The sequence below is a fragment of the Luteimicrobium xylanilyticum genome (assembly GCF_009429125.1).
Taxonomy (GTDB): Bacteria; Actinomycetota; Actinomycetes; order Actinomycetales; family Cellulomonadaceae; genus Luteimicrobium; species Luteimicrobium xylanilyticum.
This window is the reverse complement of record NZ_CP045529.1, coordinates 890119-904413: the sequence shown is the minus strand read 5'-3', so window position 1 is coordinate 904413 and position 14295 is coordinate 890119. Positions and strand designations below refer to the sequence as shown.

At 71.9% G+C, this 14295-nt stretch carries 19 protein-coding genes; 6 read left to right on the top strand and 13 right to left on the bottom strand.

The features are described from left to right. Window positions 1-85 precede the first annotated feature (85 nt). The 9 genes from KDY119_RS03795 to KDY119_RS03755 are packed head-to-tail and all read right to left on the bottom strand — an operon-like array spanning window position 86 to window position 4308. Window positions 86-412: an HNH endonuclease gene (locus tag KDY119_RS03795; protein WP_148284253.1), complete on the bottom strand. Its 327-nt coding sequence runs from the start codon at window positions 410-412 to the stop codon at window positions 86-88. Then, window positions 409-1284, bottom strand: coding sequence for a hypothetical protein (locus KDY119_RS03790; protein WP_036953367.1), 876 nt, complete (start codon window positions 1282-1284; stop codon window positions 409-411). Before KDY119_RS03790 ends, KDY119_RS03795 begins: the two co-directional genes overlap by 4 nt. Next, on the bottom strand, window positions 1284-2357 hold the full coding sequence (locus KDY119_RS03785) for an AAA family ATPase (protein WP_051136793.1): 1074 nt from the start codon (window positions 2355-2357) through the stop codon (window positions 1284-1286). Before KDY119_RS03785 ends, KDY119_RS03790 begins: the two co-directional genes overlap by 1 nt. A 57-nt stretch (window positions 2358-2414) precedes the next feature. Continuing rightward, window positions 2415-2852, bottom strand: a complete 438-nt coding sequence (locus KDY119_RS03780) for a hypothetical protein (protein ID WP_036953369.1) — start codon at window positions 2850-2852, stop codon at window positions 2415-2417. After that, a complete protein-coding gene (locus KDY119_RS03775) occupies window positions 2849-3064 on the bottom strand; it encodes a hypothetical protein (RefSeq protein ID WP_036953371.1) in 216 nt (71 codons plus the stop codon). The genes KDY119_RS03780 and KDY119_RS03775 overlap by 4 nt, the downstream gene beginning before the upstream one ends. Continuing rightward, a complete protein-coding gene (locus tag KDY119_RS03770) occupies window positions 3061-3243 on the bottom strand; it encodes a hypothetical protein (RefSeq protein WP_036953373.1) in 183 nt (60 codons plus the stop codon). Before KDY119_RS03770 ends, KDY119_RS03775 begins: the two co-directional genes overlap by 4 nt. Then, on the bottom strand, window positions 3240-3542 hold the full coding sequence (locus tag KDY119_RS03765; protein ID WP_036953375.1) for a hypothetical protein: 303 nt from the start codon (window positions 3540-3542) through the stop codon (window positions 3240-3242). Before KDY119_RS03765 ends, KDY119_RS03770 begins: the two co-directional genes overlap by 4 nt. Beyond that, entirely contained in the window at window positions 3539-4123 is a 585-nt protein-coding gene (locus KDY119_RS03760) for a hypothetical protein (protein WP_036953377.1), read from the bottom strand. The genes KDY119_RS03765 and KDY119_RS03760 overlap by 4 nt, the downstream gene beginning before the upstream one ends. Continuing rightward, window positions 4120-4308, bottom strand: coding sequence for a helix-turn-helix transcriptional regulator (locus tag KDY119_RS03755; RefSeq protein WP_227994513.1), 189 nt, complete (start codon window positions 4306-4308; stop codon window positions 4120-4122). Before KDY119_RS03755 ends, KDY119_RS03760 begins: the two co-directional genes overlap by 4 nt. A 107-nt stretch (window positions 4309-4415) precedes the next feature. Here KDY119_RS03755 and KDY119_RS03750 point away from each other — a divergent pair, with 107 nt between their 5' ends. From KDY119_RS03750 to KDY119_RS03740, 3 genes are read left to right on the top strand one after another with little or no spacing between them, the layout of a single operon-like run. After that, window positions 4416-4886, top strand: a complete 471-nt coding sequence (locus KDY119_RS03750) for a helix-turn-helix domain-containing protein (protein ID WP_036953379.1) — start codon at window positions 4416-4418, stop codon at window positions 4884-4886. Continuing rightward, window positions 4886-6013, top strand: coding sequence for a tyrosine-type recombinase/integrase (locus KDY119_RS03745; protein WP_036953381.1), 1128 nt, complete (start codon window positions 4886-4888; stop codon window positions 6011-6013). The genes KDY119_RS03750 and KDY119_RS03745 overlap by 1 nt, the downstream gene beginning before the upstream one ends. A 7-nt stretch (window positions 6014-6020) precedes the next feature. Next, window positions 6021-7010: an NAD-dependent epimerase/dehydratase family protein gene (locus KDY119_RS03740; RefSeq protein WP_227994512.1), complete on the top strand. Its 990-nt coding sequence runs from the start codon at window positions 6021-6023 to the stop codon at window positions 7008-7010. Between the two features lie 152 nt (window positions 7011-7162). Here KDY119_RS03740 and KDY119_RS03735 read toward each other — a convergent pair whose 3' ends face one another. The 3 genes from KDY119_RS03735 to KDY119_RS03725 all read right to left on the bottom strand — a co-directional run bounded on the left by KDY119_RS03735 (window position 7163) and on the right by KDY119_RS03725 (window position 8713). Beyond that, complete coding sequence (locus KDY119_RS03735; RefSeq protein ID WP_051136851.1) at window positions 7163-7714, bottom strand: hypothetical protein; 552 nt, start codon at window positions 7712-7714, stop codon at window positions 7163-7165. Between the two features lie 141 nt (window positions 7715-7855). After that, on the bottom strand, window positions 7856-8278 hold the full coding sequence (locus tag KDY119_RS03730; RefSeq protein WP_036953383.1) for an organic hydroperoxide resistance protein: 423 nt from the start codon (window positions 8276-8278) through the stop codon (window positions 7856-7858). 39 nt (window positions 8279-8317) lie between these two features. After that, window positions 8318-8713 carry a hypothetical protein gene (locus KDY119_RS03725; protein ID WP_036953385.1) on the bottom strand — a complete coding sequence of 132 codons (396 nt, stop codon included), beginning with the start codon at window positions 8711-8713 and terminating at the stop codon, window positions 8318-8320. Between the two features lie 207 nt (window positions 8714-8920). On the opposite strand from KDY119_RS03725, the gene KDY119_RS03720 reads away from it, so the two are divergent. The 3 genes from KDY119_RS03720 to KDY119_RS03710 are packed head-to-tail and all read left to right on the top strand — an operon-like array spanning window position 8921 to window position 13349. After that, the gene (locus KDY119_RS03720) at window positions 8921-10180 is read left to right on the top strand and encodes an EfeM/EfeO family lipoprotein (RefSeq protein WP_153021956.1); all 1260 of its coding nucleotides are present in this window, start codon (window positions 8921-8923) and stop codon (window positions 10178-10180) included. Window positions 10181-10224: 44 nt separating this feature from the next. Beyond that, window positions 10225-11526 (top strand): iron uptake transporter deferrochelatase/peroxidase subunit, encoded by a 1302-nt coding sequence (gene efeB, locus KDY119_RS03715; RefSeq protein WP_036953912.1) that lies wholly within the window; start codon window positions 10225-10227, stop codon window positions 11524-11526. A gap of 35 nt (window positions 11527-11561) precedes the next feature. Further along, window positions 11562-13349, top strand: a complete 1788-nt coding sequence (locus KDY119_RS03710; protein ID WP_083891020.1) for a phospholipase C — start codon at window positions 11562-11564, stop codon at window positions 13347-13349. Window positions 13350-13504: 155 nt separating this feature from the next. Here the strand turns inward: KDY119_RS03710 and map are convergent, their stop codons facing one another. Beyond that, a complete protein-coding gene (map, locus tag KDY119_RS03705; protein ID WP_036953387.1) occupies window positions 13505-14269 on the bottom strand; it encodes a type I methionyl aminopeptidase in 765 nt (254 codons plus the stop codon). Window positions 14270-14295: the final 26 nt, after the last annotated feature.

Genomic DNA, 14295 nt, shown 5'->3' with positions numbered 1-14295 from the left:
GTGTCAGCACACACAATGTGAGCGGACACCGTGCGTGGGTTGTCGGTCGGCTTCAAGACGCGGGCCGTCGGGGCCTGCGGTGCGCTCACGGCCAGCCCCAGATGCGTCGCTCGGTGTCGGACTCGCGGCGCTCGACGACGCTCCGGCGCTTGGCGTTGGTACGGGCGGCCCCGAGCTGTCCACCGGCCCGGTAGTTGCAGCTCGCGTGGCTGACCCACTGGTTGGCTGGGTCGTCGACGGATCCGCCGAGTGCGCGTTCGACGATGTGTTCGACGGTCCAGCGTTGGGAGATGAGGACCACCTGGTGGCACCGGTAGCACGGGAGTCCCCCGGAGGCCCGGAGCCTCCTGCCCCAGTAGTCGCGGGCCTTCTTCACGACGCGGCCGGTGTACCGGGGGGACCTGGGGGTCATGCGGCGACACCCCCCGGTGGTGTGGGGGTGTTCTTCCGGGCCCGGAGCTCGCGGGCGTAGTGCTTCGGGCACAGGCCCCGGCGTACCCCGGGGCCTTCGCACCCTTCGACGGTGCAGGGGTCGGCTTCCTGGGCGCGGCGGATCTCGTTGTGCTTGGTGCACAGGTTGCGCTGGACGGCCGGTCGGTCGCAGCCGTCGGCCTCGCAGGTGGTCGTGTTCCAGTCGCGGCGCCACCGCTGGTAGTGCATCCCGCACAGGCCGTTGGTGGTGCGGCGCTTCGTGCAGCCGGGCTCGGTGCACAGGTCGCGGTCCTTCTGGACTGGGTCGTGACCACGTTCCTCGATGGTCTCGAGGGTGAGGACGAAGTGCTCGGGGTCGACGGGTCGCCATCCGAACGCGGGCTGGACGCTGCCGTGGATGTGGTGCTGCTGCCCGGGTGTGGCGCGTTCGAGCAGGGCTTCGATGGATCCCTTCATGTCGTCGCGGGCGGCGGCCTTCGCGGCGTCGTTGCGCCCGCCGGGCAGGGTGCTGCTGTAGTGCCAGCGGGATCGGTTCATCAGTGCCTTGTGTAGGTACGCGGCCCAGTAGCCTTCGGGGTCGGGCATCGAGTGCTTCGGCTTGTAGCGGCTCGCGAGGTCCTGGGCCTCGACGAGGAGCCAGTCCCACAGGTCGTCTCGTCGCAGCGGGTCGTACCGGTACATGCGCCAGCCGGCGTCGCCCCAGACGACCTCGACGACGTGGAGCGTGGTGGTGGCCCACTCCTCCTGCCACGACCGGACGGGCTCGGGTTCTTCCCACCGCCACATCGCGTCTTCGACGGCCTGCGGGTTGACGTGGTAGGTGAACTGCCGACGGCGACGGTGCTTCGACATCAGGCCCCCATCCCCGGAGTGTGATGTCTGTTATTTGTGTGACGTTCGAAGTCGAGCACCTCGGCAGAAGACACACTCGATACAGACATCACACCTGCTGCGAAGAGGCCTCTTCCCGGCTTCGAGATCCGTCCCTGGTCGCACGCCCGGTTGAGGTACGTCGTGGCCTTGGTGCTGGGCCATCCGAGCGCGGTCGCGACGTCGCCTGCGCGGACGCCCTCGGGCTTGCTGTTGACGAGCTCGATGACCGCGGCCATGTCGTCGCTCACGCCGGCGACGGCCTTGTTCGTGGCGACGCGTTCGGCGGCCTGGTGCAGGTCCGTGCCGTCGAGGGTCCAGGTGCCGGTCTCGGGGGCGAACGTGAGCGCGTACTCGTTCTCCTCTACGTCGCGGCCGGTGATGTGCAGCGAGGCCCCGTGCTCGCCTCTCGCGCGTCGTAGGACGAGCGTGGTGTCGGCGGCGCCCGTGAGGCCGGTCGAGCCCGACACGGTGTTGAAGACGTCCCCGTCGGCCATCTTGCGGACGTGGGTGACGGCGACGATCGCGATGCCGTAGTTGTCGGCGATCTGCTTGAGCGCGGAGATCACCTTGTAGTCAGCGTCGTAGCGGTCGGCGTTGGCGGCGAGGCTGGGCCGGATCTTGCCGAGGACGTCGACGACGACGAGGCGGGCGTCGCGGTGCTCGTCGAGCCAGCCCGCGATGAGCTCGGTCGCCTGCGGCATGGACGGCATCTGCGTCATGATCGTGAGCCCGCGCGGCGCCGGTTCGCCGGCGAGCATCTTCGTGAGCCTGGACTTGAGGCGCCTGGGCGTGTCCTCGAGGGCGAGGTACAGGACGTCGGCGGGCGGCGCGGTCTCGATGCTGCCGAGCGCGTAGCCGCCCGCGGCGATCGAGATCCCGATGCCGAGCGCGAGCCACGACTTCCCGAGCTTGGGTGCGCCAGCGAGCAGGGTGAGCCCCTCGGGGATGAGGCCCTCGACGGCCCAGCGCGGGTCGGGGAACTCGGTGTCGAGGAGCTGGTCGGCGGTGAAGTAGCAGCCGCGCTCACGGCCGACGCGTTCGAGGTCGTTCAACGGCACCTCCTGGTGCGGGTACGCCGCGGGCCCGGTGGTGTGCCGGGCCCGCGGGGGTCAGTCGTTGGTGAGCCGGTCGAGGGCTCGGTGCACCTGCCTGCGTCTGGTGAGCTCGGCTGCGCCGGGGTACGGGACCGCGACGTCGGGCGTGCGCCGGACCTTGCGCCGTTCCTGCAGCTCGGCGTGGGACGGTTCGCCGGCGCGCGCGGCGATGCCCTGGTTGACCGCGGCCCGCCAGGCGAGGTCATCTCGCTCGACGTCGGCGAGGGCCTTGCGGTAGCCGTCGGCGTGCCCGAGGTCGTAGCCGTCGCGGTGCCCGTTCCGGTAGCCCTTGATCTCGCCGATGTGCTCGCCGGTGGTCATGCCGTCGAGGTAGGTCTGCGCGGTCTCGACGGTGGCCGACCGGCTGGGCTCGTGGCGCTCTCGGACGACGCCGGCGGCGTGGGCGAGCGCCCAGGTGTCGATCTCGCGGGTGATCTCGTCCATCGTGGTCATCCCCTCTTGTCGAGTCGGCCGAGCATGGCTTCGATGCGGTCCTCGACTTGCTCGGAGCATCGGTGGCACCGGAAGCCGCGCAGGCCGTGGGTTCCAGGGCCGCCGTCGATCGCGCACCCGACGGCGTGCATCTTGCGGCTGGGGTGCTTGGCCGACCAGAGCTGCGTGCCGACGGGCTGACCGAAGGGCAGCAGGTGCCCGGGGCGCCTCATCCGATCGCTCCTGCGGCGTCGAGGAGCTTGAGGGCGTCGCGGTAGGTGTCGTAGTCGTTCTCGCTGAACCGCTCCCGGACGAGCCGCTTGGCCTGGTTCTCGAGGTCCTTCGAGATCCCGTACTTCTCGAACAGGGCGCGGATCGTGGCCAGCGCCTCCGCGATCGGGTCGCCACTCACAGCGCCGCCACCGCCTCGAGCAGGGCGACGAGCATCCATGCCTCGGTCGGCGTGACGTCGATCTGCGAGTCGCTGGACGCCTGGTAGATCACGACCCTGGGTTCGAAGTCAGGCCCGTGCTCCCGGTAGACCTCGACGTCCGGTTCGATGCCCTCGACGGTCCGCATCAGCGACGGCCTGATCTTGACGGCCGTGCTCTTGCAGCGCTGGTCCTCGACGAACTTCTCGCCCGGGTGGCCGTCGCGCTGTGCGCACCATGGCGCGCACTGGATGGGTCCCTGCGCCCGGGTGGCGGTCACAGGTCTTCCCCCGTCGTCCGGCTCCCGGCTGCCATGCCCTCGGCGAGGTGCTTCGCGAGCGAGGCGAGTTCGTCGGTGGTGAGCGGGCCGATGATGTCGCGCACCTCAGGGTCGAGGAGCACCCGCAGGACGTCCGTCGCGGACAGGTCGCGGTCCTTCTCACGCTCGTACAGCACGCCGGCGACGAATCCTTCGGCGTACGGGTTCACCCTCTCCGTCGCCGCGTCGTCCACGTACCTGCCGACGAAGACGCCGAGACGAAACGCCTCGCGCGGCTCCTTCGCTGCACGCTTCTTGATGCCGGGGTGCTCGGCCTCGGCCCGCTCGAAGCCCTCCCGCGCGGCAGCCCGGACGGTCGCCTCGTCGGCGTCCTGTGTCATGCTGGTCTCTGCGGTCATGTCCTGCTCCCTGTAGGTGTGATCCCCGCCCGTCGCAGTTGCCGCTGCGGCGGGCTTCTTCGTGTCGAACCGAACGCTGCCGTCCGGCTCGACGATCAGGCGCTCACGCATCCGCGTCGCCTGGGTTGCGTGGTAGTCGCCGTTGACGGCCGTCTCGATGACGTGCCGGTTCGGGCGGCTCACTCGCTCGCCTTGTCGCTGCGGGTCGCCTCGAACTGCTCGGCGATCCATGCCTCGACGTCCTCGCGTCGGTAGACCACGCGACGCCCGAGCTTGAAGCTCTTCGGCCCGCGGTCGCCGATGTGGCGGTACCAACGGAGCGTCTCCTCGCTGACGCCGGTCTCCGCCGCGACTTCCGGCGGCCTCATCAGGTCCTGCATCATTCCCTCCGCTTCAGAGCTTCTGACAACTCCGGATTAGAGTTGCACTCCAATCCGGAGTCGTCAAGACGGACACTCCGGAGTACGCTCGGCGCATGCCCGACACGCCTCAGCCCACGGAGCCCACGGCCGCGGAGGACTACTTCGTTACGAGCTTGAAGGCGCTCCTCTCGGACCGGCTCACGATGACCCAGCAGGAACTCGCCAACGAGATGGCCGAGCGCGGACACAAGTTCCACCAGGCAACGATCTACAAGATCTTGAACGGCAGTCGACGTGTGACGCTCTCCGAGGCGATCGACATCGCCCACATCTGCGGCACGACGATCGAAGAGATGGTGATGCCGACCAGCGAGGCCGGACGCGAGCTCACGTTGGCCGTCCATGCGGCGCGTGAGCTCGAGCGCGAGGCCTACCAGCTCTCCCTCCGCGAGATCGAAGTGAGCAAACGCGTAGTCCGTGCGCGCGAGGCGTTCGAGAACGAGTCACCCGACAGCCGAGGTGTAGTGCCCGCTGGGATCCTCGAAGACGCTCGTGCCTACTCGTCGCGCATCGTCGACTTCTGATGGCGAGCATCCGGAAGAGGCCTGACGGGGTCTGGCGCGCCCGGTACCGCGACGACGCGGGCAAGGAGCACGCCAAGCACTTCCCCCGGAAGATCGACGCCCAGCGCTGGCTCGACACCGTCACCGCGAGCATGGTCGTCGGTCGGTACGTCGACCCTCGCGCCGGCAAGGTCACGTTCGAGCAGTGGTGGAAGGCATGGTCCGCACGCCAGGTGTGGGCGCCCGGGACGCTCGCCGCCGCGCAGCAGGCCGCGGACTCAGTGACGTTCGCCGCGGTGCGGATGAGCGCGCTCCGTCCGTCGCACGTCGAGGCGTGGGTCAAGGCGATGTCGGAGCCCGTGAAGGACGGGCGCAAGAAGGGACTCGAACCGACGACGATCCGGACCCGCGTGACGTACGTGCGCGCGGCACTGCGGGCCGCGGTGAAGGACCGGGTCATGGCGTCCGACCCGTCGAAGGACGTCGCGCTCCCCCGCGTGCGTCGCTCGGACGCGCGGATGACGATCCCGACGGCCGAGCAGGTCGCCGCGGCGCTGGGATCTGCTGAGCCGTGGTTCGCGCCGGTGATCGCGGTGTGCGCGTTCGCAGGCCTGCGGATCGGCGAGGCCGCCGGGCTGCAGCTCGAGGACGTCAACTTCCTGGGCCGGACCATCACGGTCGCGCGGCAGATCCAGGGCGAGAACGACTCGACCGTGCGGGTCGTTCCACCGAAGTACGGGTCGGAGCGCGTCGTCTACGTGCCCGAGGAGCTGACGACGATGCTCGCGCGCTACCTCGAGGAGTTCGGCACGCGCGGCGACGAGCAGCGCCTGTTCTCGTCGACGAGCGGGACGGCGTGGCAGCGGAACTCCGCCGGCAACCAGTGGCGCCGCGTGCGCCGTGCGGTCGCGCTCGAGCAGTTCACGCTGCATGACCTGCGGCACTTCTACGCGTCCGGGCTGATCGCGGCCGGCTGCGACGTCGTGACCGTGCAGCGCGCCCTCGGGCACTCCATGCCCTCGATCACGCTGAACACCTACTCGCACCTGTGGCCGACCGCGGAAGACCGCACCCGCACGGCCGCCGCGGACCTCATGCGGAGCGTTCTCGCGGTTCCTGCGGACTCTGTGCGGACTCAGGAGGCGTAGACCATGGATGACCTGCACGTTCACCACTACGTCAACTACCGCTGACGTGCGGCTCCTCGTCCTCGGGGGCGGGGCGTTCGTCGGGGGCGCCGTCGTCCGCGCCGCGCTCGACCGGGGCGACGCCGTCACGACCTTCACTCGCGGGGTGCGGCCGGTCGCCCCGGGTGCCCGGCACGTCCGCGGCGACCGCACCGTGCCCGACGACGTCGCCCGGCTCGGCCGGGCGGCACCGGACGGCGGGTGGGACGCCGTCGTGGACACGTGGGCCGGGGCGCCGGGCGCCGTCCGGCTCTCCGCGACCGCGCTGGCTGACGTCGCGGGCCGCTACGGCTACCTCTCCAGCCGCGCCGTCTACGCCCGCCCGCTCAGGCCGGGGACGGACGAGTGCCACCCGACCGTCCGCCCGGCCGCCGACGACGCGGATCTCTCGAACGCCGAGTACGGCGAGCTCAAGCGGGGTGGCGAGCTCGCCGTCGTCGACACGTTCGGCGACCGGGCGCTGCTCGCGCGGTGCGCGTTGATCGTCGGGCCCGGCGAGCAGCCGGAGCGGCTGCCCGTCTGGCTACGTCGCGCCGCGCGGGGCGGGACGCTCGTCGCGCCCGGCGACCCCGACCAGCCCTGGCGGCTGGTCGACGTGCGCGACCTCGCCGAATGGCTCCTGGCGGCGCTCGAACCGGGCTCCGCGGTCAGTGGCGCCGTCAACGTCGCAGCGCCCGAGGGCCACGCGACGACGCGGGACGTGCTCGACGCCGTCGTCGACGTCACCGCTGCCGACGCCGTCCGCGCCGGCGGGGCGCCCGCACGCCTCGACTGGCGGCCGTGGCCGGAGCTCGAGGGGTCGGGCGTGGACCGCTGGGCAGAGCTTCCCGGCTGGGTCCCAAGGACGACGGCGACGGAGGGACTGATCAGCACCGACGCGAGCCGTGCCGTCGCGACGGGCCTGCGGTGCCGTCCGGTCGCGGAGACGGTTCGCGACCTGTGGGCCCGGATCGTCTGACGACCGGGACGAGACCCGGTCATCGCGGGTGTGCCCTGACGGGATCCGGTCGCCGAGACGGGGATTTCCGTTCTTCAGGTCGAACGTGAAGAACGGATTTCCCCGTCTCGGCGCGCCGGAACTCCGAGCGGTTCCCGGTCGCGCACAGGCGCTCAGCCCCTCGGGACGACTGACGAGCGGCGCCGTCGGGCGTAGGCGACCGTGAGAGCGCCGAGGAGCGGACCCCACGCGAGCAGCGGCGCGTAGGCGGCCAGCGCGAGGGACACCGCGACCCACGTCCAGAGCGCGGTCAGCGCGGTCGCGCCGAGGGCCGCGGGGATCACGGCGGCCGACGTCGGGACTCGGCGGCCACCGAGGCCGGGGATCCGGCGCGGCACGACCTCGCCCCAGCGCGCGACGAGCCCGACCGCGGTGAACGCGAGCAGCTCCGAGGCGATCGAGAGCAGCACCACGTACACGCCGAGCGGCATCCAGGTGGGGAGCGTCCCGCGAGCGTCGGGGCCCGTCGTCGAGGTGTCGACGATCGGCACGTGGAGGGTGATGGCCACGACCCGCCACAGGCTGGCCGGCAGCACCGTGAGCGGGACCACCACCGCCGCCACGCGCGCCCAGCGGGGCACACCCGGGACGGGCGCGTGCAGACCGTGCCAGACGCGGCGCCAGGCCGGCGCCGGCGAGCGGACGAAGGAGAGTGAAGAGGTCATCCCTCGACGCTGCGCGTCGGGGACGCGCCGCACCTCACCCTCGATCGTGAACCGGATCCCCCGCCGGGGTGAGGCCCGCCCGCGAGCACGCGATCGCTGCCCGCCGGGGACGGGGGTGGGTGAGTGAGGGGCGGAAGGCGGTCAGCCGACCGTGACGTCGAGCTCGACGTCGACGTTGCCGCGCGTCGCGTTGGAGTACGGGCAGACCTGGTGCGCGGCGTCGACCAGCGCGTCGGCCTGGTCCTGGGACAGGCCCGGGAGCTCGACGCGCAGGACGACGGCGAGGCCGTAGCCGCCCTGCCCGTTCGGGCCGATCGAGACCTCGGCGGTCACGGAGTCGTCGGTGAGCGTGAGGCTCTTCGACCGGGCGACGCCACGCAGGGCCGAGTGGAAGCACGCGGCGTACCCGGCCGCGAACAGGGCCTCGGGGTTGAGCCCGCCGCCCGCGCCGCCCATCTCCTTCGGGACGGCGAGGTCGACGTCGAGCGTGTCGTCCGAGGTGCGGACGTGGCCGTTGCGGCCGTCGCCGGTGGACAGGGCGGATGCGGTGTAGAGGATCTCCATGCCCGTGCCAACCGATCCGTGGTCCCGACGCTTCCCGGTTCAGGCTTCGGACCGCAGCGCCTTCTCCAGCCGCTTGAGCTCCTTGGCGCGGGCGCGGGGCGTGCCGTCCGCACGGCGGTAGGAACGCCCGACGACGGCGACGAGCCAGTCCGCGAGGTAGGCCCAGGGGTCGGGCGAGACGAGCAGCCAACGGTGCTCGTCCTCGGAGCAGCCGTCGTCGAGGAGCGCGTCCGCGAGCGCCGCGACGCCGTCCGTGTCGACGACGGCCCCGACGGACTCGAGCACGCGCGCCTGCACGACGGGGCCGACGCGGTCCCGCACCTGCCGACGGAAGGCGGCGCGTTCGTCGTCGGGCACGTCCTCGCCGCGCCACGAGGTGTCCACGCGGCGCACGAGCTCGCGCAGCCGCGCCGCGTCCCAGAGCTGTTCGTCCACGGCGCAGGACCGTAGCAGCGCGTCCCGCTCGGGGCCACGCCAATCCGTGCCTGTGTGCGGACTGTGGGTTGGGCGGCCCGTCGTCGAGGACGAGGCGACCACCGGATGGCGCCTCGATGAACTCTTGCCGAACCCGACCGTTTGACGGTCGTCAACTACCTACGGTCGTCCGGGAGCGCGTCGCTCCCCCGAAGGAGGAGCCCGCGCATGCCCCCTGCACGAACCGGACCCACGCGGCCGCCCGCTACGGCGCGCCGCAGCGCGCGGCGACGCACCGCCGGCGTCGCCGTCGCGCTCGTCCTGGTGGCGCTCGGCCTCGGGGGCTGCACCGGGTCGGGCGCCGCGCGCGCCGGAGTCACCGCGGACGCGGCGACGCACCTCTCGGTGCACGTGAGCGCCGGGCAGAGCGACTGCGGGGCCGGCTGGCACGGCGGCGCGGCCGGAACCTGGCGGCTCGACGCCACCAACACCTCGACCGGCGGCATGGACGTCGTCGTCGCGGACGCCGCCGCCGGCATGACGAAGGCCCGTGAGTACCTCGAGCTCGAGTCCATCGGCGCGGGCGGCGCGGCTTCCGGAGAGGTCACGCTCGCCCCCGGGAGCTACCGGATCGTCTGCGTCCAGGCCGACGAGGAGCCCGTGCTCGGGCCGGTCTTCCACGTGACGGGCACCCTCCCGGCGGGCGCGACGGCGACCCCTGGGATCGTCCCGATCACGCAGGCCGACCTCGTGCCCGCCGTCAAGACCTACGAGGTCTGGGTCGCGGCGCACCTCGGCACCCTCGCGCGCCAGGTCCGGACCCTGGACGACGACGTCGCGCGCGGCGACCTCGCCGCCGCCCGCCGGGACTGGCTCACCGCCCACTCGACCTACGGGACGCTCGGTGGCGCGTACGACGCGTTCGGCGACCTCGGCGACGCCATCGACGGCCTCCCGACCACGGGCACCACGGCGCTCGCCGACCACGACCTCACGGGGTTCCGCCGGATCGAGGCGCTGCTGTGGGCGGGCCGGTCCGCGAGCGCCGTCCGGCCCGTGACCCGCGCGCTGGTCGCCGACGTCGCGTCCCTGCGGGTCGCGTTCCGCACCGCCCAGGTCGACCCGATCGACCTCGGGATCCGCGCGCACGAGATCCTCGAGGACGCCGTCCAGGTGCAGCTCAGCGGGGTTGCGGACGGCGCGAGCGGGACGACGCTCGCGGAGATCCGGGCCGGGGTGGCGGGCACCCGGGCGCCGCTCGACGCGCTCCGGCCGCTGCTGAAGGCGCGCGGAGTCGACCTCACGGACGTGGACGACGCCCTCGACAGGCTCGAGCGCACCCTGCGTGGCTACGACCAGGACGGCCGCTGGACGCCTCGCACCGACCTGACCACCACGCAGCGTGAGCGCCTCGACGCCGAGGTCGACACCTGCGTCGAGCGCCTCGCCACCGTGGCCGCGCTCGCCGACCCCCGGAGGGCCCTGTGAACCACCCCGACACCGCCACCGTCCCGACACGACCCGAGGCAGACGTGAGGCCCCCCGGGCTCGGGCGTCGCACGTTCCTGCGCTCGGCGGCCGGGGCCGCGGGCGTCGTCGGTCTCGGCGTCCTGACGCCCCGCGCCGTGGGAGCCGTCGACCACGCGACGACCTCCCCCACCGGCGCCGCGGCGGCGACGACAGTCACCGCGTCCGACCCCGGACGCACGGTCGTGTTCCACGGGCCGCAGCAGGCAGGCATCCTCACTCCCCTGCAGAGGCACGCCGCGTTCCTCGCGCTCGACGTCACCGCCGGATCGCGCGCGGAGCTCGAGGAGCTGTTCCGCGCGCTCACCGACCGGGCACGGTTCCTCACGACCGGCGGCACCCAGGTCAGCGGCGGCCCCGGGGCGCCACCCTCCGACTCGGGCGTCCTCGGCGTCGACGTCGTGCCGGGAGGCCTCACGATCACGACGTCCGTCGGCGCGTCCCTGTTCGACCACCGCTTCGGGCTGGCCGACCGCAAGCCCGCGCGCCTGCGGGCCATGGACACTTTCGCCGACGACGCCCTCGACCGCGCGCGCTGCGACGGCGACCTCCTGCTGCAGGTCTGCGCGGACGACGTGGACGTCGTCGTGCACGCCGTGCGCGACCTCACGCGCGCGACTCGGGGGGCGATGCAGGTGCGGTGGCGGCAGGACGGCTTCGCGTCACCGCCGCGACCGAGCGGCACCCCGCGGAACCTCATGGGGTTCAAGGACGGGACGGCGAACCCGGCGACCGGCGACCCGCGCACCATGGGCGACGTCGTGTGGACGAAGGCCGGCACGGTGGCCGCCGTCGACGGCCTGCCCGCGGTGGTCGAGCCCGCGTGGACCACGGGCGGGACGTACCACGTGGTCCGTCTCATCCGCATGCTCGTCGAGTTCTGGGACCGGGTCTCCCTGCACGAGCAGGAGAACATGTTCGGCCGCCGCCGCGACACGGGCGCCCCGCTCACCGGGACGCACGAGTTCGACGACCCCCACCTGGAGCGCGACCCCACCGGCGACGTCATCCAGATGGACGCGCACATCCGGCTCGCGAACCCGCGCAGCCCCGGCTCCGAGCGGCTGCGGATGCTGCGCCGGCCCTACAACTACGACGCCGGCACGGACGCCAACGGCAACCTCGACATGGGGCTCGTGTTCGTCGCGTTCAACCAGGACCTCGACCGGCAGTTCGTCGCGGTGCAGAAGCGCCTCGAGGGCGAACCGCTCGTCGACTACATCTCACCCTTCGGGGGCGGCTACTACTTCGCGCTCCCGGGAGTGAGGGCTGCGGACGACTGGTACGCCAGCCGGCTGCTCGCCTGAGAACCGCCCCCATCCCCTCACAGAGAGGCACCCCCATGGCTCTGTTCGCCACGCGGACGCGCGCCGTCGCGTCCGCCGCAGCGATCGCCGGGCTCGCGCTCGCCGGCGGAGGCGTCCTGCCTGCCGTCGCGTCGAGCCACCACGCGACTGCCCGGACCACCACGACGACCTCGTCGTCGCGGTCGAAGGGCTCGGGCTCGTCGGGCACGACGACGCCCATCCAGCACCTCGTCGTGATCTTCGACGAGAACGTGTCGTTCGACCACTACTTCGCGACGTACCCGAAGGCCACCAACACCGACGGCACGACGTTCAAGGCCGCGAAGCACACGCCGAAGGCCGACACCGTGAAGTCCGCCGGGCTGCTGAAGAAGAACCCCAACCTGTACGCCCCCCAGCGCCTCTCGCCCGACGAGGCCGTCACGTGCGACCAGAACCACAACTACGGGCCCGAGCAGCTCGCCGTGGACAACGGCTACATGGACCGGTTCGTGCAGAACACGAGCAAGGACACCTGCACCGGCCAGTTCGGCGCGCCCGGACTCGGCATGGACTACTACGACGGCAACACCGTCACCGCCCTGTGGAACTACGCCCAGCACTACGCCATGAGCGACAACAGCTGGGACACCACGTTCGGACCGTCCACCCCCGGCGCGCTCAACCTCGCGTCGGGCCAGACGCACGGCGCCGTCTCCTACGACCCGAAGACCGGCGAGCAGACCTCGACGCCCGACGCGTACGGCGTCAAGTCCCCCGACGCGAACGGCGTCGGCACCGTCACCGCGGACCCCGACCCGGTCTACGACGACTGCGCCGACAACGACCACACGTCGAGCAACGCGCTCGTCGGGATGCAGGGCAAGAACATCGGCGACCTGCTCAACGCCAAGAACGTCACGTGGGGCTGGTTCCAGGGCGGCTTCCGCCCGACGACGACCTGGGACGGCAAGTCCGGCGACTACGCGAGGTGCGACTCGACGACCACCAACGTCGCGGGCTCCTCCGTCGTCGACTACTCGCCGCACCACAACCCGTTCGCGTACTACAAGTCGACGTCGAACCCCCACCACCTGCCGCCGTCGACCACGGCGAAGATCGGGCAGACGGACCAGGCGAACCACCAGTACGACCTGACCGACTTCGACACCGCCCTCACGAAGGGCTACCTGCCCAGCGTGTCCTTCCTCAAGGCGCCCATGGCCCAGGACGGGCACGCGTCCTACTCCGACCCCCTGGACGAGCAGAAGTTCCTCGTCAAGGAGATCAACGCGATCCAGAGGTCGGCGTACTGGGACAGCACCGCGATCGTCATCTCCTACGACGACTCCGACGGGTGGTACGACCACGTCGCCCCCACCGTCGCCAACGGATCGAACGACACCGCCAACGGTGACACGACGCTCTGCACCTCGGTGAAGGCCGTCGCCGGCGGCTACGCCGACCGCTGCGGGCCCAGCCAGCGGCTGCCGCTCGTCGTCATCTCGCCCTACGCGAAGACGAACTACGTCGACCACACCGAGACGAACCAGGCCTCGGTCCTGCGCTTCGTCGAGGACAACTGGAAGACCGGGCGGATCGGCGACGCGTCGTTCGACGCGACCGCCGGGTCGATCCAGTCGATGTTCAGCTTCGGCCGGGCCAAGGCGCCGCAGGTCGTGCTCAAGGCGAACGGGGCCGTGAAGTCCGTCGTCGCGCCGTCGCCGTCGAAGCCCGGCTCCGGGCCGACCGAGCCGGGACACGGGCACGGGCACGGCTCGCCCTCGGAGCCCGGCCGCGGCTGGGGTCGCGGTTCACCCGTCGGGTCGCGCTGGTTCTTCTGAGACCGGCGCCGCGCCGTCGGCGACCGGGCGACCGGTCGCCGAGCACGGGGTTCCCGCCCCGCGACGACGGGGTCTCCGTCCGTCCGCGTCAGCGGACGGACGGAGACCCCGTGCTCGGCGGAGGGTGGTGGGCCGTGGCGGCGCTCAGCGGGCGGTCAGAGCGCGGTGAGGATCTGCGGGCCGTCGTCCGTGATCGCGATGCTGTGCTCGACGTGCGCAGCGCGGCCGCCGTCGCACGACAGGAGCGTCCAGCCGTCGTCCCCGTACCGGTACGCGCCCGAGCCGCCGAGGATGAACATCGGCTCGATCGCGATCGTCATGCCCGCACGGAGCTCGGCGCCCTTGTGCCGACGACCCTCGTTGGGGATGAACGGGTCCTCGTGCATCGTGTGGCCGATGCCGTGGCCGCCGTGGTCCTCGAGGTTGCCGTAGCGGCCCTTGCGGGCGATCCGGTCGATCGCGTGGCCGATGTCGCCGATACGGTTGCCCACCGTCGACGCCGCGATCCCCGCTTCGAGCGCGCGCTCGGTGGTAGCGATGAGCTCGAGGTCCTCGGGCCGGGCGTTACCGACGACGAACGAGACCGCCGCGTCGCCCGTCCACCCGTCGAGGGTGGCGCCGCAGTCGATGCTCACGAGGTCGCCGTCGGCGATCGCGTAGTCGGTGGGGATGCCGTGGACGACCTCGTCGTTCACGCTCGCGCAGATGACACCGGGGAAGGGCGTGGGCGCCCAGGACGGGTGGTAGTCCAGGAACGGCGAGGTCGCGCCCGCGCCGAAGATGACGTCGCGCGCGACCTGGTCGAGCTCCTTCATCGTCACCCCGACGGCGGCCGCCTCACGGCACGCCTGCAGGGCGCGGGCGACGACGCGCCCCGCCTCCCGCATTCCGTCGATCTCACCGGGGGTCTTCAGTGCCACGGGCGTGCGCTCCAGTCGGTCGTGGT

Coding starts and splice junctions, on each gene's coding strand:
- KDY119_RS03795 (WP_148284253.1), bottom strand. CDS start 412: ATGACCCCCAGGTCCCCCCGGTACACCGGCCGCGTCGTGAAGAAGGCC.
- KDY119_RS03790 (WP_036953367.1), bottom strand. CDS start 1,284: ATGTCGAAGCACCGTCGCCGTCGGCAGTTCACCTACCACGTCAACCCG.
- KDY119_RS03780 (WP_036953369.1), bottom strand. CDS start 2,852: ATGACCACGATGGACGAGATCACCCGCGAGATCGACACCTGGGCGCTC.
- KDY119_RS03775 (WP_036953371.1), bottom strand. CDS start 3,064: ATGAGGCGCCCCGGGCACCTGCTGCCCTTCGGTCAGCCCGTCGGCACG.
- KDY119_RS03755 (WP_227994513.1), bottom strand. CDS start 4,308: ATGAGGCCGCCGGAAGTCGCGGCGGAGACCGGCGTCAGCGAGGAGACG.
- KDY119_RS03750 (WP_036953379.1), top strand. CDS start 4,416: ATGCCCGACACGCCTCAGCCCACGGAGCCCACGGCCGCGGAGGACTAC.
- KDY119_RS03745 (WP_036953381.1), top strand. CDS start 4,886: ATGGCGAGCATCCGGAAGAGGCCTGACGGGGTCTGGCGCGCCCGGTAC.
- KDY119_RS03740 (WP_227994512.1), top strand. CDS start 6,021: ATGACCTGCACGTTCACCACTACGTCAACTACCGCTGACGTGCGGCTC.
- KDY119_RS03735 (WP_051136851.1), bottom strand. CDS start 7,714: ATGACCTCTTCACTCTCCTTCGTCCGCTCGCCGGCGCCGGCCTGGCGC.
- KDY119_RS03730 (WP_036953383.1), bottom strand. CDS start 8,278: ATGGAGATCCTCTACACCGCATCCGCCCTGTCCACCGGCGACGGCCGC.
- KDY119_RS03720 (WP_153021956.1), top strand. CDS start 8,921: ATGCCCCCTGCACGAACCGGACCCACGCGGCCGCCCGCTACGGCGCGC.
- KDY119_RS03710 (WP_083891020.1), top strand. CDS start 11,562: ATGGCTCTGTTCGCCACGCGGACGCGCGCCGTCGCGTCCGCCGCAGCG.